Below are 22203 nucleotides of genomic sequence, written 5' to 3' on the forward strand. Positions count from 1 at the left end.
GGGTGTGGTTGCGCTTGCCATTGGTGCTCCGGTCACCGCGTTAGGTCTTGCCGCTCTAATCGTGTTTATGCCTGGTCTCAATCACGCATGTCCAGCAATTGGGTACGCATATGTGGGCGATGTGGAGTTGGCCTTTTCCGGGGAGCCAGCGTCAGCAGCGGCTTGCTTCGGGGAGGGCTGCAGGCCTGAGCCTTTGGTGCCACGTGATGGAAAGTGGCTGGTGCCCCAGGCGCCGCCGTACCTGGTCACCCCCACGAGTGTCGATACGATCTATGTCCAGGCCTTGGCACCTTCCGGTAATCGCGTGGCACGAACCCTGAATATAGAAAACGAATCATCCGGGGAGCGCCCCCACGGACCTCATTGCCCTGGACCCTCTAAGTTCAGGCCTGTCCAAGTGCTCCTAGACTGAAAACCCTCGTCAGTGGGACTCGGTGGGATTCAGCGGGACTCAGGAGGCGTCCACGAATAGTAGGGAATCTGGTCCTCGATCAGGGAATAGTGGAACACCACGCCTCCCGGCGTTTCCACCGATTCAATAAATTCGGCTGCCATCCACGAGCCACCTGCAACAGCCCCGGCCCAGGCATGGGCTTCATCCCAGTGATGCTGCGAGACGCTGCCATCTCTGTGAAAGCGCAAGGCAACGGAAACGCCCAACCCGCTGGTTCCATTGCCGGAACTTTGAGCTACGAATCCCACTACGTCAACGGAAACATCATCGCTGGTGAGGGACCGCCGTCGGCCCATCGCGGTGGCCGCGCAGTCCAGACCGCCTGTCCCGATCTCCTGCTTGGAAAGCGCATGGACTTGGTCGAGGAAGAGATCGAGCTCTTCCCCGCACTGACTCCAGATCCTGTGGGCCAAGCCTGTCATCGTGCAACCTGTCTGATCGGTACGGGTGGGAATATGCCCCCAATCAATCATTCGTTTTAGTGGTTCTCAATGGCGTGCGACACCCACAGACTCACGGCGCAACACTGCTTAATGCGCCTCAGCATGGGGTAACAATTCGCGTTGCCTCGAGGACGATCAGTCATCCTGCCGGGCAGCACGTCCATGCCGGGAAGTCAGCACCCCGCCTAGGCCGATGCGCCGCACCCTGCTGGTAAACTCGTGACACTGCAGGGGGTGGGGTCCATGGTTTCACGAGGAACGTGCCTGGTCATTGAAGATGATCACGATGTACGCGGACTGATCCGGTACATCCTGGCCAAGGAAGGCTTCGAGGTCCGTGAGGCCATGTTTGGGGCTGATGGGCTTAAGGCCGCCGCGGAGCCTGGCCTGGTCCTCATCACCGTGGACGTGGGACTGCCTGACATCAACGGACTCGACGTCGCAGCCAAAATAAGGGACATCACTTCTGTGCCGCTGGTCTTTGTCACCGCCCGTGCAGAAATGAGCGACCAGCTGGCGGGAATGGCAACAGGCGCTGCGGGATACCTCATCAAACCGTTCCGGCCTGCTCAACTCACATCGCTCGTGAACCAGCTCTGCCCCCAGGACAAGATAACGACGGCGGCCGTCTCCTCCGAGGTTTCCGCACCGGAATAGCCATTGGTCCGGAGCACTCTGGCCGCTTAGGCCTTAGGAGCGAGGACGATTGCGAACATCGCAAAGGCTCCTGCCCCGAAAATGGCCAGAATGAGGCCTCGCACGAGCCGGGTCTTTCCCACCAGGAAAACCGGGCGCGTGGATTCCGCCGGGTTTGCAGGGTTATAGAGCACAGGGATGGTGGTACCGACGATCTCCTCATCCGTGCCATAGAGGTCAGAGCGGCCAAGCCAGCGTTTCCCGTGGGCATCCACAAACTCGTAGAGCGGGGCAAAACGCTCTCCCTCGCTGCCGGGACCGTCTTTCCCATGGAGGTTCCCCGTGACGGTTGCAGCGGCCTCCACCCAGCCGTGCAGCGAATTGCGGCGGCGGACGGATGCGGATAACGACAGCCCCACCAGCAACAGCCCGATCGCCAGAAAAAGCGCTGGGAGTACCAAGAACACGAGCTTCACAGATTCCACTTCAACCCTCCGGAAATGCACTGATAAAGAAGAACATCCCTACAGTGATTGCCGTGAAGAAGGGAATGACACAGCCCAGCAGGACCTTGGATCCGGAGGAGACGTGGAAGGACTGGTTGGGATTGAGCGGGTTATAGGCCACTTCCACCAGCGAGCCGGGCGGGGTGGCATAGGGTACGTCGGACTCCCCCGCGAACAACGTGCCGTTGGGATCCCTGAACTGATACGTGGGGTAGGAGCGCTTCCTCGGACCGGCCACGAGGCCCGTTACTGTAGCCTGCACACGTGGCCACCGGGCAATGAGCTTTTCGTGGCGATTGCTTTTCCGCACCGTGTGCACGGTAGAAAAAACCGCGACAAGGACAAACACCGCCAAGAAGGCGTACATCACTATCCTCAAAGCACTCCCCCGGTTCCACTCACCAAGAAAGTATGCCAGCACGGGTCTATGTCGCAGCAAAAGACCTGCACCGGGGCTACTGCGTCCTGAGGCTGTGCATCTGATGCCCTTCTCAAAAAACAGGGCAAACCACACGTCCCTGACCTTGTGCTCCCGGCCCTTCCCGGTATGTTTAGGGAAGGGCAGGTTCCCCGGCCGTTGCCCCGCTGGTGTCGGCAGAGACAGATTTGAAGTTAAGGAAACAGTCATGGCTACAGGAACAGTAAAGTGGTTCAACTCCGAGAAGGGTTTTGGCTTCATTGCCCCCGACGACGGGTCACCCGACGTATTCGCCCACTACTCAGCCATTGCCAGCAGCGGCTACCGGTCACTTGAGGAAAACCAGAAGGTCGAATTCGACGTAACCCAGGGACCGAAGGGCCCCCAGGCAGAGAACATCCGCCCGCTCTAACGAGTCTCCGCGAGGCTCCGCCCTGCCCGGGCGGAGCCTTTCGCGCGTCTGCATTTTGCCGGGCTAGGTTCGCACCGGCAAGATCACCGCCGAAGGATAGTTCGGGCCGTAGTACACGGCCTGGTCTGCGGATCGAAGCGTTATTGCGGTAGCGCGTGGTTCGCCCGTGCCGGGATTCCGCGCAAAGCGGGGGAACGCCCCGCTGGAGACCTGAATCCGGATGCGGTGGCCCTGCTTGAAAACATACGCTGTGGGCCACAACCGGACCGTCACTGCCGAAAGTTCGTCCGCTGCGGACAGGCTGGTCAATCCGTCGCAAATGTTGTGCGAGCGGCCGTCGGCACCGACGTCGCACAGCCTGACGAACACATCAGCGTTGGCGAGGCTAGAGCGGAACCAGATTTCTGCGCTGACCTCGCCGATGATCTCCAGATCCTCATCAAGTTCGTCAGTGGTGTAGGTGAGCACGTCCTGCCGTGCCTCCAGCGCGGTGTTCTCGACCCGGCCGCCGTGGTTAATACTTATGCCTCCTGCAGCGGGCGTCGGGTCACTTGGGTCATAGCGGTACCGGTCAGGTTCTGCTTCCTCCGGCGGCGCGTCGGAAAGACGCCCAGCGAACAAACCGCCACCGGACAACCCGCCATCGGCTTGCAGGTGGAACTTCTTCGGCGCGTAGCCCGGCGGCGGCCAGGAATGGAAGTCCCGCCAGACGTCCTCGCCCATGATATGGAGCCGGACCGGAGCGCGGTCAGCGGGAACTTCACCCTTTGCATACGCCAATCCGAATTCGACGGCCTCCAGCACGCCGATGTTGGTGAACTGCGCATGGGTCCAGGGACCCACAGTCAGCCGGGCCGGCCGCCCTGCGTCCTGGAGTGCCTGGAAATCCCGGAGCTGTCCGGGCAGGAAAATGTCGTACCAACCCCCGATAGAGCTGACCGGCACGCTGACCCCGGCCACCCGGTGGGAATGGTCGGCGTCGGCCCAGTATTCATGTTTTGCGTCGAACGCGAGAATGTCCTGAATGTATTTTGAGCGGTGGCCGATCGCAGCGACGTCAGCCTGGTTGAGGGGCAGCATTTTCAGCGCCCGGGCCGTTTTCTTTGCCTGGCTCCTGCTGCGGAGCATTGCCCATGGACGCTCCTGGACAGCTGTCATGACTCCCCATTCAAAAGGAAGCTCCAGCGACATGCCGTCCTCGCGGAGAAACTCCAGGCTGAGCGCGGATTCAGTCACTTGAGGAATCATCGCCTTCACCTGCGGCGGTAGCTGGTCGGCCACCGCCCACTGGACAAATCCGAGGTAGCTTACGCCCACCAGAACCATCGAGTCCCCGAACCAAGGCTGCTCCACCACCCAGTCCAGCGTGGCTGAACCGTCCTCGCGCTCCTGCCGCATGGGGTCCAACGTTCCGCCAGATCCGAATCCCCCACGGACGCTTTGGATGAGCACCTGGAAGCCCCGCTCCGCAAGTGGCCTGGCCATGGCCGCGCCAAACATCCCTGACCGGCCGTACGGGGACCGGAGCAGCGCCGTCGGCAACCCTTCTTCCGTGTTCCGGGGAGCCCAACGGTCCGCCAGCAGCACCACACCGTCGGGCATCGGCACCGGGAGGTCCTTTTGTACGACGAGGTCCCGGGTCAGGGGCGGAGGGAGTTCCAGTCTGCGCTGGAGGATGTGGCTCATCAGATTCATGGCTTTGGCTCCTCGGGAGGTGTGGTGGTCGCCGTCGTCGGCGTTGACGAGAGCAGCAGCGAAGCGAAACTCAGGCGCATAAGGCGATCCGCGAATTCATCGGGATCGAGGGGGTCGGGGGCCTCAACCACCCAGGTGTTGACGAAGGCAGCACCCCCTCCGGTGATGAATGTGGCGAGGTCCTCTTCCCCCTGAGCGTCAAGGGACCCGCCGGATAAGTCATGCACGAGTTGCCTGTTGATGGGAATCAGCAGGCCCGTGAGGGCTTTGTTCAGTGCAAAGGCACAGGAACTTGTCAGAACGGCCCGGTAGAAAGACCGGTGTTCAGCGAAGTGCCGGGTCAGGGAAAGGGCCCCTTCCCGTCTGCTCCCGGCGCCGGCGGCGTCCGCCATACGCGGCAAAAGTTCACGGGTTGCGAGGTCGACGGCGGACTCCAGGAGGAGCCTGTCGAGGTTGCCGAAGTGCTGGTAGACGAGGGGACGGCTGACGTCCGCGGCCTCGGCGATGTCAGAGACGGGAACAGCAGCTGTGCCCCTCTCGGCCACCAGAGTGATCGTGGCCTGCATAAGAGCAGAGCGTGAGCGGCGCACCCGGGGATCGACAGCAACCAGGTCTGGCGTCAGGTTCATGCGGCAATCTTATACATCTGTAAATAACTTTACAAGTGTCAATTAGTGGTCTTTCCCAATTGCCCCATTGCAAATTGTTGACTGTTTACAGTTTTGTCCTTACTGTTATCAGGAAGACGTCGACGGCGACCGAAGGCATGAGAGGACGGGCACTGCACGTGGCACCTCAAAGAGTGAACTTCCAGCTAAAAGTCACCGCGGACCTCATTGCTGAATATCTGCGTGAGCGGATCCTTGACGGGACATACGCGCCCTCAACAAACATCAATGAAGTACAACTCGCTGCCCATCTGAACATCAGCCGGGGACCGCTCCGCGAAGCCGTCCAGCGGCTTGTGCAGGAGGGGCTCCTTGTCTGCACCCGTAACTACGGCACCTCCGTTGTGGACCTTGGCCCCGAGGACACCGAGGACATCTACAAGGCGCGCATGGCGATCGAACTGGAGGCCGGCCGCCTCGTCCTCCAGGAAGACACTGCCGGGCTGGCCGCCGAGCTAAACACAGTCCTCGAACGCATGCACGATGCTTTGACGGAGGACAGGTGGCAGGACGTGGCCGCCCTGGACGTCAAGTTCCACCAGACCATCGTGCAGGCTACCCGCAGCCCCCGGCTGGACAGGATGTTCTCAACCCTGGCCGCCGAAACCCTGCTGTGCATCCGCCAGTTCCGGCACATTCATGGCCGGAAGGACACCGTTCTGGAACAGCACCGCCGTCTGCAGGAACTTATCCGGACGCGCGATGAAGCAGGCTACCTTGCCGAGATCGAATGGCATCTGAAGGAGTCGGTCCCCATGCTGGAGGCGGCCCGAAGCCCGGCGATTCCGGATCTCCTGCCAATACCTGTACTCAGCGCCAGTTAGCAATCCCTCAAAAAGCCACCGAGCAATCCATCACCGAAAGAGAGAACCCATGAGCCTCGTATCCGACGTCACCACGCCCCTGATTGCGGCAGACCCTGACAGCCTCCGGCACGCGGACGCCGTCATCCGGTCCATCAACCTTCCGAGCACTGGGATCGCGGTCCAGGACCCTGCCACGGCCGAGACCATAGCCCATGTCCCCGACCATGATGTTGAGGCTGCACTGGAAGCTGTGGGGAAGGCCGACTCGGCCGGAGCCGTCTGGGCCACCAGCAGCCTCCGCCAGCGCGCCGACGTACTCCACGCCTGGTACAACAAGCTCGTTGCACATACTGAAGATCTCGCCCACCTGATTTCGCGCGAAATGGGCAAGCCGCTCGCCGAGGCCCGCGGCGAGGTCAAGTACGGGACAGACTTCGTCCGCTGGTACGCCGAGGAAGCAGTCCGCCCCGCAGGAAACTTCCGCGAAACTCCCGACGGCGGAGCAAGCCTGCTGACGCGCCGCTCCCCCGTAGGGCTGGCCGTGCTGATCACCCCGTGGAACTTCCCGCTGGCCATGGCAACCCGAAAGATCGCACCGGCACTGGCAGCAGGATGCCCCGTGGTCATCAAACCCGCCACCCTCACACCCCTCACCACCTACTTCGCGGTCCAGCTCGCCATCGAAGCAGGAGTGCCCGAAGACCTGATCCAGGTCATCACCACCTCAAAGTCAGGCGCATTCAGCGAAGCCGTCCTGACTGACCCACGCGTCCGGAAAGTCTCCTTCACCGGCTCAACCCCGGTGGGCCGCCAGCTCCTGAAGCTTGCCTCCCAGAACGTCCTCCGCAGCTCCATGGAACTCGGCGGCAACGCACCACTCATCGTCTTCAACGACGCCGACCTCCAGCGGGCAGTGGACGGAACCTTCGCAGCGAAGCTCCGCAACGGCGGACAGTCCTGCATCGGAGCCAACCGCATCTACGTCCAGGACGGCATAGCGGACGACTTCGTGGCCGCACTCACCGAACGCTTCTCCCAGATAACCGTCGGAAGCGGCCTCGGACAGCAGACCGGGCTCGGCGCCCTCATCGATGACCGCGCCGTAGCCCAGATGCAGGCCTACACCGACAACGCCGTCGCACTCGGCGCCACCCTGCTCACCGGCGGCCACGGCTACGACTCCCCCGGCAACTTCTTCGCCCCCACCGTGCTGGACAACGTCACCGAAGACTCCGACGTCGCCCAATCCGAGATCTTCGGCCCCATCGCCGCCATCCAGCGCTTCAGCACAGAAGCCGAGGCCATCACGCGCGCCAACGCAACCGAGTTCGGCCTCGCCGGCTACGTCTTCACCGAGAACCTGGACCGCGCCCTCAACGTCGCCGACCGTCTCGAAACAGGAATCGTCGGCATCAACCAAGGCGTGCCGTCCAACGCCGGCGCCCCGTTCGGAGGCATCAAGCAGTCAGGCCTCGGACGCGAAGGAAGCGCCGAAGGCCTCGAAGAATACGAAAACATCCGCTTCTACAATGTGGCGCGACGCGAGACCGCCTAACAAAAGGTGCCATGACGCGCACACGGTCCGGGGACACCTGATATGGGTGACCCTGGACCGTTTGCGCATCCCAGGCTATTTCCGTGCCGCCAGTCTCGCCGTCTCCCGAGCCACAATTTTGGCGCGGGACTCAGGGGTGCGTGCCTTGAGCAGCGGCAGGATCACGGCGTAGCGCTCGGATCGTCCCAGCTTTTCAAAGGCAGCGTGGGCTGCAGCATTGGCTGCCAGCGCCTCCGCAAGATCGGGAGGAACGACGGCGGTGCGCTGGGACTCGTAGGCAGCCTCCCAGCGCCCGTCAGCAACAGCAGCCTCGATCTCGGCAAATCCGGATTGTCGCATCCGCCCGGCCGCTATCAATTCCTCAGCCTTGACCACGTTGACCCTCGACCAAGAGCTTCTGGCCCGGCGTCGCGAGTAGCGCTGGAGGAATGACACGTCGTCGAATGACTTGCGCTGACCGTCAATCCACCCATGGCAAAGGGCGACGTCGAGCGCTTCCTCGATGCTGATCAGGGCCTTCCCCGAATGCCGCTTTCCGATCAGCAGCCAGGCCTCCGATTGTTCATGCTGATGGTCCTCCAGCCACAACTCCCACTCGGCAGCGCCGCGGAATTCGAGGGGCTCCACCTCACTTGTGCTTGAAAGAGGCAAGGACGTCGAGGTAGTGGGGGTTGTTCATAACGCCCAGCACATTGCCGAAGGGGTCAATCACCGAAGCCGTGATGAAGCCGGCCTCCCCGTGCGCAGTGATGGGCTGGTACTCAGTGGCGCCCATCGATAGCAGCCGCTCCACCGTGGCCTCAAGGTCGTCCACATGCCAGTGCATCACGGCCCCGCCGGGCTCCGCTGCTGCAGGCGGCCGGAAGCGGCTGTCGATGATGCCCAGCTCATTCTGGTAGTCGCCGATGCGGAATTCAGCGTACGCCACATTCCCATCGGGTCCTGGGCGCTGAAAATACGCCTCAAAGCCCAGGAATTCCTGGTACCACGCGGCGGCGGCCGATACGTCGTCCGCCCAGAAGTTGATGGTGCTGAATCCTCGCAGGCTCATTGGCTCGTTCCCTTCCCCGGAAACCAAGATGATGTGTATTTCCGTACCCTATGACGAGGAACAGGCAGAATGCACGCACTTACCGGTACGTACTGACCGGCTCAGGATTGCCAGCTACGCGGTGAATGACGTGATGAGGAGCAGAAGGCCCGGCAGGTAGAACACTCCTGTGATGGTTTGCAGCGTAATGGTTGATGCCATCAGCGAGGAGTCTCCCCCGAGTGCCTTGGCCATAACGTACGCCGAGGACGCCGTGGGCAATGCCAGGAACAGGACGACGATGCCCGCTGGTGGCCCGGCAAGGCCCAGGAGCAGGCATCCTGCCACTGCCGTTGCCGGCAGCACGAGAAATTTGATGGCGGACGCGTAGGCGATGGGGAGAACGTTCCGCCCGATGCTGTTCACTTGGAGTCCCGCACCGACGCACAGCAGTCCAAGGGGCAGAGATGCGCTGCCGAGCGCCCGGACAAGTTCTGCGATCCCCGCCGGGAGTCCGACGCCGGTGAGGTTGAGTACGATTCCGACTGCGCACGCGAGGATCAACGGATTCGTCCCGATGCTGCGGAAGGTGCCCCCGACAGAGAGCGGTTTGGTGCCGTGGCGGGCAAAGACAATGGTGCAGAGCACATTCACCAGCGGGACCAGAATCGCGTTGGTAATCGCAGCCAGAGCCACTCCCTGTTCCCCGTAGAGGATGACGGCGATGGAGAGCCCCAGATAGTTGTTGAACCGGATACTTCCCTGCACAACAGAGGTGAAGGCAGGCCCGTCAAAGCGGAACCTGCGCTGCACCAGGAGCAAGGCCATGGCCGTCAAGATCACCGATCCGGCAAGGATCGGTGCCATGGTGCCGATCGGCAGCTCGCTGAGGTGGGTGGTAGCCGTCCCGTTGATGAACAATGCGGGTAAGAGTACGTAGTAGCAGAGCTTTTCGGCCTGGGGCCAGAATGCGGGAGTCAGGAAGGTCCTCGCCTTCATGGCGAAGCCGCCTCCGATTAATCCCAGAACTGGAAGCAATGCCAACAGGCTGTTGGCTATCACGGAATTTTGTAGTTCACGACGGCGGCCAGGAGGGTTTCGGTGTCCGCCTTCAGCCTCATTGTGTGGGCACCGCAGCGGCAGTTTGAATAGGTGACTGTTCCGCAGGATGTGGAGTGCTCGGATTGGATTTGCCAATGATGTTCGTGCATAGATCCAGCATCCTGTAATGGGTTAGTGACGTTCAACCATTACAATTAATGGATGGCCTACAGTCACGAAAACCAGGTGGGAGCCGAACTGGCCGCTGCCCTGGTCAACGCCCCTGAAGGGCACAACCTGGAAGCTCTACTGCGGGAATTCAGCATCCGCGAACCCACGCTGGACGCCAAGGCGGAGCAGGGCCTGCAAACGTGGGCGGGCGAGCTCAAGCCAGCCTTTGCTGCCCAAACCGTGGATGAAAGATGCACAGCAATCAATGCCCTCCTCGACAGCGCCGCCGGAACCATCTCCCTCACCACCCACGACGGTTCCCGTCCGCACCTGCACCTCTTCCCTGAAGGCGATGACGTCCTGTCCCGCGTGAAGGCCGTTACAGCCGGCGGCCTGGCCTTGTTCATAGCCTGGAGCGGCGGGGAACGGATCGGCAGCTGTGCACGGGAGAGCTGCTTCAAAGCGTTCGTGGACAATTCCAAAGCCGGCAGGCAGCGATACTGCAGTGCCCGGTGCGGAAACACCGATGCCGTAGCCAGGCACAGGCAGGCTGCTAACAGGGCCCCTTCCAGTCGAATATAGCGCGTCAACCGGACTGGTACCCGCGGCCGGAACCACGGGTGCCGGCATTCCCCCTCCAGACTCTTGACGGGAGGGCGCTCTCGGTGGAGTATGTTTCGTATACGATTTCGTACTTGATAGGAGGACTTGTGCAGCAGGTCAATGGCGACACCTTAGGTTCAGCACGCAAAGTGATTGCAGTGCACTTGAACTACCCGAGCCGCGCCGCTCAGCGCGGACGCACTCCTGCACAACCTTCGTACTTCCTCAAGCCCCCGTCTTCCCTGGCGCTCGGTTCCGCAGATGCTCCGGGGGTGGTGGAGCGGCCTGCGGGTTGCGAGCTCCTCGGTTACGAAGGTGAAATCGCCCTGGTGATAGGAAAGCCCGCACGCCGTGTCAGCCTTGAGACGGCCTGGAGCCACGTCGGCTGGGTGACTGCGAGCAATGATCTGGGTGTGTACGACCTCCGATATGCGGACAAGGGCTCCAACGTCCGCTCCAAAGGCGGAGACGGATTCACCCCCGTTGGCCCGGCTCTCATCCCCGCCGAGGCAGTGGAGCCCACCCAACTCCGCGTCCGCACCTGGCACAACGGTGAGCTCGTCCAGGAGGACACCACCGAGGAGTTACTATTCCCTTTCGCCCGGCTGGTCGCGGACCTTTCGCAGCTGCTTACCCTGGAACCAGGTGACATCATCCTCACCGGGACGCCGGCTGGCGCCTCAGTAGCGGTGCCGGGCGACGTCGTCGAGGTTGAAGTGGATTCCCCGGAAACGGGGCAGAGCAGCGGCCGCCTGGCCACAACCGTTACGCAGGGAACGACGCCGTTCGCTGACTTCGGGGCCCAGCCCAGGACAGATGACGTCCAGCGGGAAGAAGCCTTCGGCTCCCGGGAAGCCGCGGGACTGCCGGAACTGAAATCCGGGCTGTCGTCGGAGCTGAAGAAAAAGCTCGAAAGCGTTGCCACCGCCACCCTTTCCTCGCAGTTGCGGAAGCGGGGCATGAATAACGTCAGCATCGACGGGCTCCAGGGCACCCGCCCTGACCGGCGTGTGGTGGGCCTCGCCCGCACTCTTCGCTATGTACCGAACAGGGAGGACCTCTTCGAGACCCACGGCGGCGGCTTCAATGCCCAGAAGAAGGCCATCGATTCCGTGAACGACGGCGAGATCCTGGTCATGGAAGCCCGCGGCGAGAAGGGCACGGGCACCATCGGGGACATCCTCGCTCTCCGCGCCCAGATGCGCGGTGCGGCTGCCATCATTACCGACGGCGGAGTGCGGGACTTTTCAGCTGTGGCCGGGCTGGACATGCCTACCTATTTCGCCAACCCGCACCCTGCCGTGCTGGGCCGGAAACACGTTCCGTGGGATACGGACATCACCATCGCGTGCGGCGGTACGACAGTTCAGCCAGGTGACATCATCGTGGCCGACTCGGACGGCATCCTGGTGATCCCGCCGTCGCTCGCTGAAGATCTTGTTGAAGACTGCATCGCCCAGGAGAAGGAAGAAGCCTTCATTTTCGAGATGGTCAAGCAGGGGAACAGCGTGGACGGGCTGTACCCGCTCAACGCCGAATGGCGCAGCAAGTATGAAGCATGGGAAGCAGGAAAAGCCAATGACTGAAACCGCAACGGCCGCTGCCACGGGCAGCAAGTCCCAGCAGGCATATGAGGCAGTCAAAGCCCGCATAGTTGATGGCGCCTACTCCCCCGGCTACCGCCTGGTGCTCGCCAAAATCGCGGAGAACCTTGGCGTCAGCGTCGTCCCCGTCCGCGAGGCCATCCGCCGGCTCGAAGCCGAAGGACTGGTGACTTTTGAGCGGAACGTGGGCGCCACCGTTTCCGGGATAGATCCCACCGAATACCTGTACACCATGCAGACCCTGAGCATCGTGGAGGGTGCGGCCACAGCCCTGTCTGCGCCGCTCATCGGCCGGACGGACATTGACCGCGCCCGCGCCGTGAACGCGGAGATGCGCGACTGCCTGAAACACTTTGATCCCGTCCGCTTCACGCTGTTGAACCAGGAGTTCCATAGTGTCCTGTTCGAGCACTGCCCCAACCCGCACATCCTTGACCTGGTCCACCGCGGCTGGAACCGCTTAGCCTCCCTGCGATCCTCCACCTTCCGTTTCGTGCCGGGCCGGGCCCACGACTCCGTGGATGAACACGAAGCCCTGCTCCAGCTCATCGAATCCGGCGCCAGCGCTGACGAGATCGAAAAAGCCGCCCGCGTCCACCGCTCCGCCACCCTGGACGCGTACCTGAGCCAAGCCAAAAACATCTGACCAGCCCCCAGCAGTAAGGAAACAACAATGACGTTCACTGCAGAAGACACCAAAGCCCACTACGTCCCCCAGGACCTCCCCGCACACATACAGCACTACATCAACGGCCAGTTCGTTGACTCCGTGGGCGGGAAGACCTTCGACGTCCTGGATCCGGTTTCCAACCGGAACTACGCCACTGCCGCCGCCGGTCAGAAAGAAGACATCGACCTCGCTGTCGCCGCCGCCCGCGAAGCGTTCGTCAACGGGCCATGGCCGAAGATGAAGCCTCGCGAACGGGCACGAGTCCTGAACAAAATCGCTGACGCCGTCGAAGCCCAGGAGGGACGGCTTGCCGAGCTGGAGACCTTCGATACCGGGCTGCCGATCACCCAGGCAAAGGGCCAGGCCCTCCGCGCGGCCGAGAACTTCCGCTTCTTCGCGGACCTGATTGTGGCCCAGTTCGATGACGCCATGAAGGTCCCGGGCTCGCAGATCAACTACGTGAACCGCAAGCCGATCGGCGTCGCCGGCCTCATCACCCCGTGGAACACCCCGTTCATGCTCGAGTCCTGGAAGCTCGCCCCGGCCCTGGCCACCGGTAACACCGTTGTCCTCAAGCCTGCCGAGTTCACCCCGCTCTCGGCCTCGCTGTGGGCCCAGATCTTCAAGGACGCCGGACTCCCGGACGGCGTCTTCAACCTGGTTAACGGCCTCGGCGAGGAGGCCGGCGATGCCCTGGTCAAGCACCCTGACGTGCCGCTGATTTCATTCACCGGTGAGACCACCACGGGCCAGACAATCTTCCGGAACGCCGCGGCCAACCTCAAAGGGCTCTCCATGGAGCTCGGCGGCAAGTCTCCCTGTGTCGTGTTCGCCGACGCCGATCTGGATGCCGCCATCGACTCCGCCCTGTTCGGCGTGTTCTCCCTTAACGGCGAGCGCTGCACAGCAGGGTCCCGGATCCTGGTGGAGCGCGCCGTGTACGACGAGTTCTGCGAAAAGTACGCCGCCCGCGCAAAGAGCATCGTCGTCGGCGATCCGCACGATCCCAAAACCGAGGTGGGCGCACTGGTCCACCCGGAGCACTACGACAAAGTGGCGTCCTACGTGGAGATCGGTAAGTCGGAAGGCCGGCTTTTGGCCGGCGGCGGACGGCCGGAGCACCTCCCCCACGGCAACTACATCGCCCCGACAGTCTTCGCTGATGTCTCCCCCGACGCGCGGATCTTCCAGGAAGAGATCTTCGGTCCCGTCGTCGCCATCACCCCGTTTGAGAACGACGACGAGGCGCTGGCTCTGGCGAACAACACCCGCTACGGCCTGGCGGCCTACATCTGGACACAGAACCTGACCCGGGCGCACAACTTCTCCCAGAACGTCGAGGCGGGAATGGTGTGGCTGAACAGCCATAACGTGCGCGACCTCCGCACGCCCTTCGGCGGCGTCAAGGCGTCCGGCTTGGGCCACGAGGGCGGCTACCGCTCCATCGATTTCTATACGGACCAGCAGGCCGTCCACATCACCCTCGGCTCTGTTCACACTCCTAAATTCGGCAGCATCGAAGCGTCGGCCGCCAACGAGGGCTAGCCTCTGCGTCCGCCGCCCCAAACCTCCTCGAAGAAGAGAGAATCCCATGACAAATTTCGTCCCCACCCCTTCTGTCCCGGCTCCGGATATCGTCCGCTGCGCCTACATGGAAATTGTAGTTACTGACCTGGCCAAGTCCCGCGAGTTCTATGTGGACCTGCTGGGCCTGCATGTCACCGAGGAAGATGAGAACGCCATCTACCTGCGTTCCCTCGAGGAGTTCATCCACCACAACCTGGTACTGCGCAAGGGGCCCGTTGCCGCCGTCGCAGCGTTTGCCTATCGGGTGAAGTCCCCCACCGAGGTGGACGCCGCCGAGGCGTACTACAAGGAGCTGGGCTGCCGGGTTGAGCGCCGGAAGGAAGGCTTCACCAAGGGGATCGGCGATTCCGTCCGCGTGGAGGACCCGCTGGGCTTCCCCTACGAGTTCTTCTACGACGTGCAGCACGTGGAACGCCTCACGCAACGCTACGACCTCTACTCCGCCGGCGAGCTGGTGCGTCTGGACCACTTCAACCAGGTCACCCCTGACGTGCCCCGCGGCCGTAAATACCTCGAGGACCTCGGCTTCCGTGTCTCCGAGGACATCCAGGACTCCGACGGCGTCACGTACGCCGCGTGGATGCACCGCAAGCAGACCGTCCACGACACCGCCCTCACCGGCGGCAACGGGCCCCGGATGCACCACGTCGCGTTCGCCACGCACGAGAAGCACAACATCATCCAGATCTGCGACAAGATGGGCGCGCTGCGCATCAGCGACAGGATCGAGCGCGGCCCCGGCCGGCACGGGGTATCCAACGCGTTCTACCTGTACATCCTGGACCCGGACGGCCACCGCATCGAGATCTACACCCAGGACTACTACACCGGCGACCCGGACAACCCCACCATCACCTGGGACGTCCACGACAATCAGCGCCGCGACTGGTGGGGAAACCCGGTGGTTCCGTCCTGGTACACCGAGGCGTCCCTGGTGCTGGACCTGGACGGCAACCCGCAGCCCGTGATCGAACGCGAGGAAAAGAGCGAGATGGCTGTCACCGTGGGCGCCGACGGATTCTCCTACACCCGCAAGGAAAGCGGCTCCGGTGATACGGAAGCCGGGGAAAAGACGGGCTTCAAACTGGGAGCGCAGCTTTAGTCATGCTGGATGCCAAGACGATTGAGGCCATTGCCGACGAACTGCTGGAGGCCGGACGTTCGCGCACTCCCGTCCCCCGCCTGACAGCCCGCTATCCCGAGATGACAGTGGAGGACTCCTACGCTGTACAGCAGCTGTGGCGCCGCCGGAATGAGGATGCCGGACGCACGCTGGTGGGCCGGAAGATCGGCCTCACATCCAAGGCCATGCAGGCCGCTACCGGGATCACCGAGCCGGACTACGGCGCCATCTTCGATGACATGGTGTTGGAAACCGGCTGCTCGGTGGAATGGGACCAGTACACCCATCCGCGGGTGGAAGTGGAGCTGGCGTTTGTCCTCAAGGACGGGCTCAAAGGCTCGGGCTGCACCATCTTCGACGTCCTGAAGGCCACCGACTACGTGGTCCCGGCGTTGGAGATCCTGGACTCCCGGATTGAGATGGAAGGCCGGACCATCGTGGACACCATCGCGGACAACGCCGCGATGGGCGCCATGGTGATCGGCGGCCGCCCGGTCAAGCCCGACGCCGTCGACCTCCGCTGGGTAGCGGCCATCCTCTACAAGAACCAGACCGTAGAGGAAACCGGCGTCGCCGCGGGCGTCCTGGACCACCCCGCCAACGGCGTCCACTGGCTGGCCAACAAAATCGCCGCCCACGGAGACAGCATGAAAGCCGGCGACATCATCCTCGCCGGCTCCTTCACCCGCCCCCTGTGGGTATATAAAGGGGACACCGTCCATGCCGACTACGGACCGCTGGGGAGTGTCACATGCCGCTTCGACTAGAACCGCACAACACCTTCCGGGACGCTCTCGCCGCGGCCAACAGGCCACTGGCCGGCATGTGGGTCTGCTCCGGCAGCCCGCTGATCGCCGAACTCTGCGCGGGCTCCGGTCTCGACTGGCTGTTGGTGGATGCCGAGCACAGCCCGAACGGCCTCGAATCCATCCTCGCCCAGCTCCAGGCAACCCACGGCTACCCCGTCCACACCCTGGTCCGGCCGGCAGTGAATGACACTGTGCTCATCAAGCAGTACCTGGACCTGGGCGTCCAGAACCTGCTGATCCCCATGGTCAACTCCGCAGCTGAGGCCGAGGCCGCCGTCGCAGCCACACGCTACCCTCCCCACGGGGTCCGCGGCGTGGGCTCAGCCCTTGCCCGCGCCGCCCGCTGGAACCGCATCCCGGACTACCTCGCCCGGGCCTCGGAAACCATCAGCATCACCGTCCAGATCGAATCCACAAGGGCAGTGGATTCAGTGGCGGATATCCTCGCCGTCGAAGGTGTAGACGCCATCTTCCTCGGCCCCTCCGACCTCGCAGCCTCCATGGGCCTGCTGGGACAGCAGGAACACCCCGAGGTGCGTGCCGCCGTCGAACACTGCCTCGGAGCCGCGAAAGCGGCCGGTAAACCCGCCGGAGTGAACGCCTTCAACCCCGACACCGCCCGCCACTACCTCGACAACGGCGCCAACTTCATCCTGGTGGGGGCCGACGTCGCACTGCTGGCCCGCGGCTCCGAAGCCCTGGCCGCAACCTTCATCAAACCGGGCGAGGGCCAAGAACCGGGAAGTTATTGACCGCAGATGGAACCTGCGGGCTTTCAAGCGCGTAGTGGTCAGCGGCCAGCCGCAATAATGGCGTCGAACACCCGCTCCGGAACCTCCGCGATGCGGTTCAATACGTAGAGCCACCATTCGTCGCCAAAAATGGCATATTCCCGGGTGGTAAAGCCCTCATCGCGCAGATGGTCGAGGGTGGACGTGCCCAACCCCAGAAGCATCTCAAACTCGAGATTCTTCACCTCCCTCAAGTTGGGGTGCCTGTCGAGGATTTCAGCGATCAGCCCGGCGTCATGCGTCGCTATGGAGAAGGGATGTCCGGCGTCGATAATCCGGCTGGCAAGGCGAAGATAGTTCTCCTGGAGATCAGCGCTGCCACGCGGGTAGGCGATCCCTTCCGGTTCCAGGAATGCTCCCTTCACGAGCCTGATGGTCCCCGGCTGCTCCAGCAGACGCTCAAGGTCATTTTCGCTGCGGTGCAAACGGGCCTGGAGGGTGATACCGACGTCGGCCTTTTCGTTCCTGAGGGACTCGTATAGGTCAAGCACCAGATCGGTCCGGTCAGAGCCTTCCGCAGAAATCATCAGTGACGTCCCCAGGGACGCCAAGGCATCTGCCATCCGTCGCGCGTTCTCCAAAGCGAGTGCCGGACTGACAAGGGAACCGAGGTGCGAGAGGTCAAAGGACACTGTGCCGGCTATATTCGCCTGCTGCAACGCGGAAATCAGGTCCAGGAATACTGCGGTCTCGGCCTCTGCAACCCCGGCGTCCCGTACGCTTTCGCCTGCATACTCCAGGCTGATCAGATGGCCTCGGGCCATACTTTGTTTGGCAGTTTCAATGGCATCCCGGACCGTCTCTCCCGCCGAGTAGTCCGCCGCGATCTTCTGCGCAACAGAGGCCAAGGGCGCGGACGACATCACCCGTCGCTTCAGTTCCTCATCCAAAGCCCACTTCCGCAGCACATCTGCCGCTTTCTCCCGCGTGGAATCTCCCACAGAAACCCCTTCCTCTTGCGCTACGTACCGAGCAGCGCTTTTCCGATCAGCGACTATCCGATCCTAAAGAAAACCCTGGCCTTGGTCAGCCAGTGACGATCATGTGAAGGTCAGTGAAATACGCTCTCCCTCATGGATGCAGACGTAATTGTCGTGGGAGCAGGACTTGCCGGCCTGGTGGCCACCGCCGAGCTGGCCGACGCCGGCCGCCGGGTGATTCTGTTGGACCAGGAGCCGGAGACTAATCTCGGCGGGCAGGCGTTTTGGTCCCTGGGAGGCTTGTTCCTGGTTGATTCGCCGGAGCAGCGCAGGATGGGAATCAAGGATTCACGCGAGCTGGCTCTGCAGGACTGGATGGGGACGGCTGGCTTTGACCGGGCCGAGGACCACTGGCCACGAAAATGGGCGGAAGCCTATGTGGACTTCGCCGCCGGAGAGAAGCGGTCCTGGCTGCATGCGCAGGGCCTACGCTTCTTTCCTTTGGTCGGCTGGGCGGAACGCGGCGGATACGGAGCAATCGGGCACGGCAACTCCGTCCCCCGCTTCCACGTCACCTGGGGTACCGGCCCGGACGTAGTGGCGCCCTTCGTGCGCCGGGTACGGGAGGCTGCCGCACAGGGTCTGGTGACCTTCGCATTCCGGCACCGGGTGGACGAGCTCACAGTGACCGACGGCGTCGTGACCGGCGTCAAGGGCGCAGTCCTGGAACCGAGCACCGCCGCCCGGGGCTCGGCCAGCTCCCGGCTGGAAGTTGGAGAGTTCGACCTCTCAGCGCAGGCAGTCCTGGTCACCTCGGGCGGCATCGGAGGCAACCACGAACTGGTGCGCAAAAACTGGCCTGCCCGCCTGGGCAATGCCCCGGAGCACATGATCACCGGCGTCCCCGCGCACGTGGACGGCAGAATGCTGCAGATCGCCCAGGACGCCGGCGGGAACATCATCAACGCGGACCGGATGTGGCACTACGTGGAAGGCGTGAAGAACTGGAACCCCATCTGGGCCGGTCATGGGATCCGGATCCTGCCCGGCCCGTCCTCACTGTGGTTCGACGCCACAGGCAAGCGCCTGCCGGTACCGCTCTACCCTGGCTTCGACACCCTCGGCACCCTTGCCCATCTACGGACCACCGGGCATGACCACAGCTGGTTCATCCTGACCCAGAAGATCATCGAGAAGGAGTTTGCCCTCTCGGGTTCGGAGCAGAATCCGGATTTGACGAACAAGTCCATTCCGCTAACCCTCAGCCGGATCCGGCCAGGCGCCCCCGGACCAGTCGAGGCCTTCAAGCAGCACGGCGAGGACTTCGTCGTCGCCGCCACCCTCGACGAACTCGTGGCCGGGATGAACGCCCTGACCGACCCTCCCCTGCTCGACGTCGAGGACATCCGCCGTGAAGTGGTGGCCCGCGACCGGGAGATGGACAACGCCTTCACCAAGGACGGGCAGGTTTCCGCCATCCACAATGCCCGCAGGTACCGCGGCGACAGGATCTCACGCACCGCCGCCCCTCACAAGATCCTCGGTCCGAAGGCCGGTCCGCTCATTGCTGTCCGTTTGCACGTCATCACCCGCAAGACACTCGGGGGCCTGGAGACGGATCTGTCCGGGCAGGTGCTGGGGGCCGGCGGGGCTCCCTTCCCCGGCCTGTACGCTGCGGGAGAGGCCAGCGGCTTCGGCGGCGGCGGTGTCCATGGCTACCGTTCATTGGAAGGCACCTTCCTGGGCGGCTGCATCTTCTCGGGCCGCCAGGCTGGACGGGCAATTGCGGACGCTACCGTCTGAAGCACGTGTGCTCAGGCTTGGGGCAAATTCGGTAGGCGGTCCAGTTCCATTGGGCGTCCGACGAAACAAATAGACTGGAGACCATGGCCGTCACTGGAATATCCGCAAGCAGACGATTCCTCCGCGGCCGGGCCCGGACCGGTCTGGTCAGGAGCAAGAACTCGCTGGTCCCTGCCCTCCAGATGACGGTGTGTGCGGTGGGCGCGTACGCCTTTGCCGAGTATGTCCTGGGCCATTCGGGACCCTTGTTCGCGGCGACATCCTCATTGATTGCCCTCGGTTTCTCACGCGAGCCACGGCTGCGCAGGGTGGTGGAGGTAGGGCTGGGCTGCACCATTGGCATCGCCGTCGGTGATCTGCTCCTCCACTGGCTGGGCGGCGATATCTGGGTGGCCGCCGTCGTACTTTTCGTCTCCATCCTGCTGGCAAGATTCCTGGACGGCGGCAACATCTTCACCACCCAGATGGGGCTGCAATCCCTGCTGGTGGTGCTGCTGCCGGCGCCCGCGGGAGGGCCATTTACCCGGAGCCTGGACGCCGTGGTGGGTGGGCTTTTTGCCTTGTTGGTGACAATCCTGGTGCCCAAGGATCCGCGCCGTGAACCGCGGAAGGACGTCCGGAAGCTGCTGCATGAACTGGCCGAGGTGCTGCGGGAGTGCGCCTCTGCCCTGACCTACAGCGACTCCACCCAGGCCTGGCATGCCCTGGTTCGGGGCCGCAACTGCCAGCCGCTGGTGGATGCCATGCGCCAGACCCTCCGGGCTTCCGGCGAAGTAGCAACTTTGGCTCCGGCCTACCGCAGGCATCGCGATGAGCTGGACCGGCTGGAACAATCACTGGACTACATCGACCTCGCCCTCCGTAACAGCCGGGTGTTCGCGCGGCGCCTCACAAGTGCCATCAACCATGCCGCCCTGTCTGATGACGCAACGGAGAACCTCGCTGAAGTGCTGCGGGAAACGGCGGACGCCATCGATGAACTCTCGTTGGGTCTTGGCGAGGTGCACGACGGCGTTCGTCGGGCCCATTTGCGCGCCGCCCGTAAGGATCTGAGCTACGTCGCCGGAAGGCTGCACCCCCGGATGCTCGACGTCGATCGCTTGGAAGGCGAAACAGTGGTGATGCTCTTCCGCCCGCTTATGGTTGACCTGCTCGAGGCCACCGGGATCGACTCGAAGGAAGCCCGGGACCTCCTGCCGCCATTGCAGGACGAGAGCTAGCGCCGGTTTCCTTCCCGCCCTTCTTTCGGGCCGGGCGGGTAGCCTGCCTTGCGCCCGGCTATCACCGCAACAAGCGCGACGGCGGCGGGCAGCGCCGCTGCGACGGGAACCAGCAGCGGCCCGGCCACGGACAACGCTAGCCCGCCATAAGCAGCTCCGACGGCGATCCCCAACTGGGTGGCCAGCACCATCAGTGAATTGGCGGCGTCGCTGTGTTCCTTTCCTGCCTTCAGGATTGCCGCCTGGTTGTAGATGCCGCAGGCGCCAAGGGCCGCTCCCCAGACTGCCATCAGAGAATAGACGCCGGGCAGGGTGGTTCCCGCCCACGGCAGGAGCAGGCAGGCCACCACCACGGTTCCTGCGGCTGCGATCAGGGAACGTCGGGGCCGGGAGTCAACAGTCAATCCGGCAATCCAGAGCCCGGCAAAGCTGGCTGCCCCCACCACGGAGAGGGAGATGCTGATGGCTTGTGCAGGGAGTCCCGCAGCCAGAATGAAGGGCGCAATGTAGGTGAAGATTGCAAAGCGGGCGAAGAGCATCAAAGGCCAGGCCACTGTCACGGATTTCACGCCGGGCTGGCGGATGGCCCCCAGCACTGACGGCCGCTGCCCCTTGCGGCTGCCTGCCACCGCTGGAAGCAGCCAGAGGGCCAGCAGAGCCAGCACGGCTCCCGTCGCAGCCATGACCAGGAAGGACGTTCGCCAGCCCACCCAGGCTCCCAGCGCCGTTCCCACCGGTGCGCCGACGGCAAGGCCAAGACTGTTCCCGCTGAACACAACGGCCATGGCCCGTCCCAGCATATGCTCCGGCACCAGCGCTTTGATGTACGGAGCCATGGTGGACCACAGGAGTCCGTGCGCAACACCGCCGATAAGGCGGGCCGCCACGGCTACAGAAAATTCGGGGCTGAGGGCAAGCAGCACGTTGCTCAGGGCGAATGTCACCACCAGGCCCAGCATCAGCGCCTGCCGCGGCAGGCGTGCACACAGCTGGGCCATCGGCACTACTGTGACCACCACAATCCCTGCATAGGCCACTGTCAGGAAGCCAACCTGCGATTCGCCTACGTTGAAGTCCTTGGCCATCTGCGGAAGCAATCCCGACGGCAGGAGTTCTGTTGTGATGGCTGTGAAGCCAATGGCTGCCAGGACGAGCATGGCTGCAAGCGGCAGCGTTCCTGTTGTGGAGGGGGCTTTCGCCGTCGCTTTCAGGGTCACGTTCAGTTCAATTCCGGCTTG

The 22203-nt window shown here is 63.1% G+C and carries 23 protein-coding genes; 13 read left to right on the plus strand and 10 right to left on the minus strand.

Annotation, left to right across the window (positions count from 1 at the left end; translation table 11 throughout):
• Positions 1–441: 441 nt before the first annotated feature.
• Positions 442–876 (minus strand): hypothetical protein, encoded by a 435-nt coding sequence (locus M1E02_RS19520; protein WP_479375829.1) that lies wholly within the window; start codon positions 874–876, stop codon positions 442–444.
• A gap of 264 nt (positions 877–1140) precedes the next feature.
• On the opposite strand from M1E02_RS19520, the gene M1E02_RS19525 reads away from it, so the two are divergent.
• Entirely contained in the window at positions 1141–1554 is a 414-nt protein-coding gene (locus M1E02_RS19525) for a response regulator transcription factor (RefSeq protein ID WP_479375830.1), read from the plus strand.
• A 26-nt stretch (positions 1555–1580) separates the two neighbouring features.
• Here M1E02_RS19525 and M1E02_RS19530 read toward each other — a convergent pair whose 3' ends face one another.
• A complete protein-coding gene (locus M1E02_RS19530; RefSeq protein ID WP_479375831.1) occupies positions 1581–2018 on the minus strand; it encodes a DUF3592 domain-containing protein in 438 nt (145 codons plus the stop codon).
• A gap of 1 nt (position 2019) precedes the next feature.
• The gene (locus M1E02_RS19535; protein ID WP_479375832.1) at positions 2020–2406 is read right to left on the minus strand and encodes a DUF3592 domain-containing protein; all 387 of its coding nucleotides are present in this window, start codon (positions 2404–2406) and stop codon (positions 2020–2022) included.
• A gap of 259 nt (positions 2407–2665) precedes the next feature.
• Between M1E02_RS19535 and M1E02_RS19540 the strand changes: the two genes are divergently transcribed.
• Positions 2666–2869 (plus strand): cold-shock protein, encoded by a 204-nt coding sequence (locus M1E02_RS19540; RefSeq protein WP_247043898.1) that lies wholly within the window; start codon positions 2666–2668, stop codon positions 2867–2869.
• Positions 2870–2932: 63 nt separating this feature from the next.
• On the opposite strand, the gene M1E02_RS19545 is transcribed toward M1E02_RS19540, so the two are convergent.
• On the minus strand, positions 2933–4564 hold the full coding sequence (locus M1E02_RS19545; protein ID WP_479375833.1) for a CocE/NonD family hydrolase: 1632 nt from the start codon (positions 4562–4564) through the stop codon (positions 2933–2935).
• Complete coding sequence (locus M1E02_RS19550; RefSeq protein ID WP_479375834.1) at positions 4561–5193, minus strand: TetR/AcrR family transcriptional regulator; 633 nt, start codon at positions 5191–5193, stop codon at positions 4561–4563. The genes M1E02_RS19545 and M1E02_RS19550 overlap by 4 nt, the downstream gene beginning before the upstream one ends.
• A gap of 158 nt (positions 5194–5351) precedes the next feature.
• On the opposite strand from M1E02_RS19550, the gene M1E02_RS19555 reads away from it, so the two are divergent.
• Together M1E02_RS19555 and M1E02_RS19560 are read left to right on the plus strand one after the other, a co-directional pair.
• Positions 5352–6056 (plus strand): GntR family transcriptional regulator, encoded by a 705-nt coding sequence (locus M1E02_RS19555; protein ID WP_479375835.1) that lies wholly within the window; start codon positions 5352–5354, stop codon positions 6054–6056.
• 49 nt (positions 6057–6105) lie between these two features.
• Positions 6106–7593: an NAD-dependent succinate-semialdehyde dehydrogenase gene (locus tag M1E02_RS19560; RefSeq protein ID WP_479375836.1), complete on the plus strand. Its 1488-nt coding sequence runs from the start codon at positions 6106–6108 to the stop codon at positions 7591–7593.
• A 75-nt stretch (positions 7594–7668) separates the two neighbouring features.
• Here the strand turns inward: M1E02_RS19560 and M1E02_RS19565 are convergent, their stop codons facing one another.
• The 3 genes from M1E02_RS19565 to M1E02_RS19575 all read right to left on the minus strand — a co-directional run bounded on the left by M1E02_RS19565 (position 7669) and on the right by M1E02_RS19575 (position 9661).
• Complete coding sequence (locus tag M1E02_RS19565; RefSeq protein ID WP_479375837.1) at positions 7669–8220, minus strand: YdeI/OmpD-associated family protein; 552 nt, start codon at positions 8218–8220, stop codon at positions 7669–7671.
• 1 nt (position 8221) lies between these two features.
• Positions 8222–8644: a VOC family protein gene (locus M1E02_RS19570; protein WP_479375838.1), complete on the minus strand. Its 423-nt coding sequence runs from the start codon at positions 8642–8644 to the stop codon at positions 8222–8224.
• A gap of 114 nt (positions 8645–8758) precedes the next feature.
• Complete coding sequence (locus M1E02_RS19575; RefSeq protein WP_479375839.1) at positions 8759–9661, minus strand: AEC family transporter; 903 nt, start codon at positions 9659–9661, stop codon at positions 8759–8761.
• Between the two features lie 225 nt (positions 9662–9886).
• Between M1E02_RS19575 and M1E02_RS19580 the strand changes: the two genes are divergently transcribed.
• From M1E02_RS19580 to M1E02_RS19610, 7 genes are all read left to right on the plus strand, one after another.
• Positions 9887–10417, plus strand: a complete 531-nt coding sequence (locus M1E02_RS19580; RefSeq protein ID WP_479375840.1) for a CGNR zinc finger domain-containing protein — start codon at positions 9887–9889, stop codon at positions 10415–10417.
• A 128-nt stretch (positions 10418–10545) separates the two neighbouring features.
• Entirely contained in the window at positions 10546–12024 is a 1479-nt protein-coding gene (locus M1E02_RS19585) for a fumarylacetoacetate hydrolase family protein (protein WP_479375841.1), read from the plus strand.
• On the plus strand, positions 12017–12688 hold the full coding sequence (locus tag M1E02_RS19590; protein ID WP_479375842.1) for a GntR family transcriptional regulator: 672 nt from the start codon (positions 12017–12019) through the stop codon (positions 12686–12688). The genes M1E02_RS19585 and M1E02_RS19590 overlap by 8 nt, the downstream gene beginning before the upstream one ends.
• A 27-nt stretch (positions 12689–12715) precedes the next feature.
• Positions 12716–14257, plus strand: coding sequence for a 5-carboxymethyl-2-hydroxymuconate semialdehyde dehydrogenase (hpaE, locus tag M1E02_RS19595; RefSeq protein ID WP_479375843.1), 1542 nt, complete (start codon positions 12716–12718; stop codon positions 14255–14257).
• Positions 14258–14303: 46 nt separating this feature from the next.
• Complete coding sequence (gene hpaD, locus M1E02_RS19600; RefSeq protein WP_479375844.1) at positions 14304–15401, plus strand: 3,4-dihydroxyphenylacetate 2,3-dioxygenase; 1098 nt, start codon at positions 14304–14306, stop codon at positions 15399–15401.
• A gap of 2 nt (positions 15402–15403) precedes the next feature.
• Entirely contained in the window at positions 15404–16189 is a 786-nt protein-coding gene (gene hpaH, locus M1E02_RS19605) for a 2-oxo-hept-4-ene-1,7-dioate hydratase (protein ID WP_479375845.1), read from the plus strand.
• Positions 16174–16983, plus strand: coding sequence for an HpcH/HpaI aldolase family protein (locus M1E02_RS19610; RefSeq protein WP_479375846.1), 810 nt, complete (start codon positions 16174–16176; stop codon positions 16981–16983). Before hpaH ends, M1E02_RS19610 begins: the two co-directional genes overlap by 16 nt.
• Before the next feature lie 38 nt (positions 16984–17021).
• Here the strand turns inward: M1E02_RS19610 and M1E02_RS19615 are convergent, their stop codons facing one another.
• On the minus strand, positions 17022–17963 hold the full coding sequence (locus tag M1E02_RS19615; RefSeq protein WP_479375847.1) for a proline dehydrogenase family protein: 942 nt from the start codon (positions 17961–17963) through the stop codon (positions 17022–17024).
• A 132-nt stretch (positions 17964–18095) separates the two neighbouring features.
• Between M1E02_RS19615 and M1E02_RS19620 the strand changes: the two genes are divergently transcribed.
• Both M1E02_RS19620 and M1E02_RS19625 read left to right on the plus strand, forming a co-directional pair.
• Positions 18096–19745: an FAD-binding dehydrogenase gene (locus tag M1E02_RS19620; RefSeq protein ID WP_479375848.1), complete on the plus strand. Its 1650-nt coding sequence runs from the start codon at positions 18096–18098 to the stop codon at positions 19743–19745.
• Positions 19746–19828: 83 nt separating this feature from the next.
• The gene (locus tag M1E02_RS19625) at positions 19829–20965 is read left to right on the plus strand and encodes an FUSC family protein (protein ID WP_479375849.1); all 1137 of its coding nucleotides are present in this window, start codon (positions 19829–19831) and stop codon (positions 20963–20965) included.
• Here M1E02_RS19625 and M1E02_RS19630 read toward each other — a convergent pair.
• Entirely contained in the window at positions 20962–22182 is a 1221-nt protein-coding gene (locus M1E02_RS19630) for an MFS transporter (protein ID WP_479375850.1), read from the minus strand. The two genes, M1E02_RS19625 and M1E02_RS19630, sit on opposite strands and share 4 nt — an antisense overlap.
• Positions 22183–22203: the final 21 nt, after the last annotated feature.

It is taken from the genome of Arthrobacter sp. Z5-13, assembly GCF_056499105.1.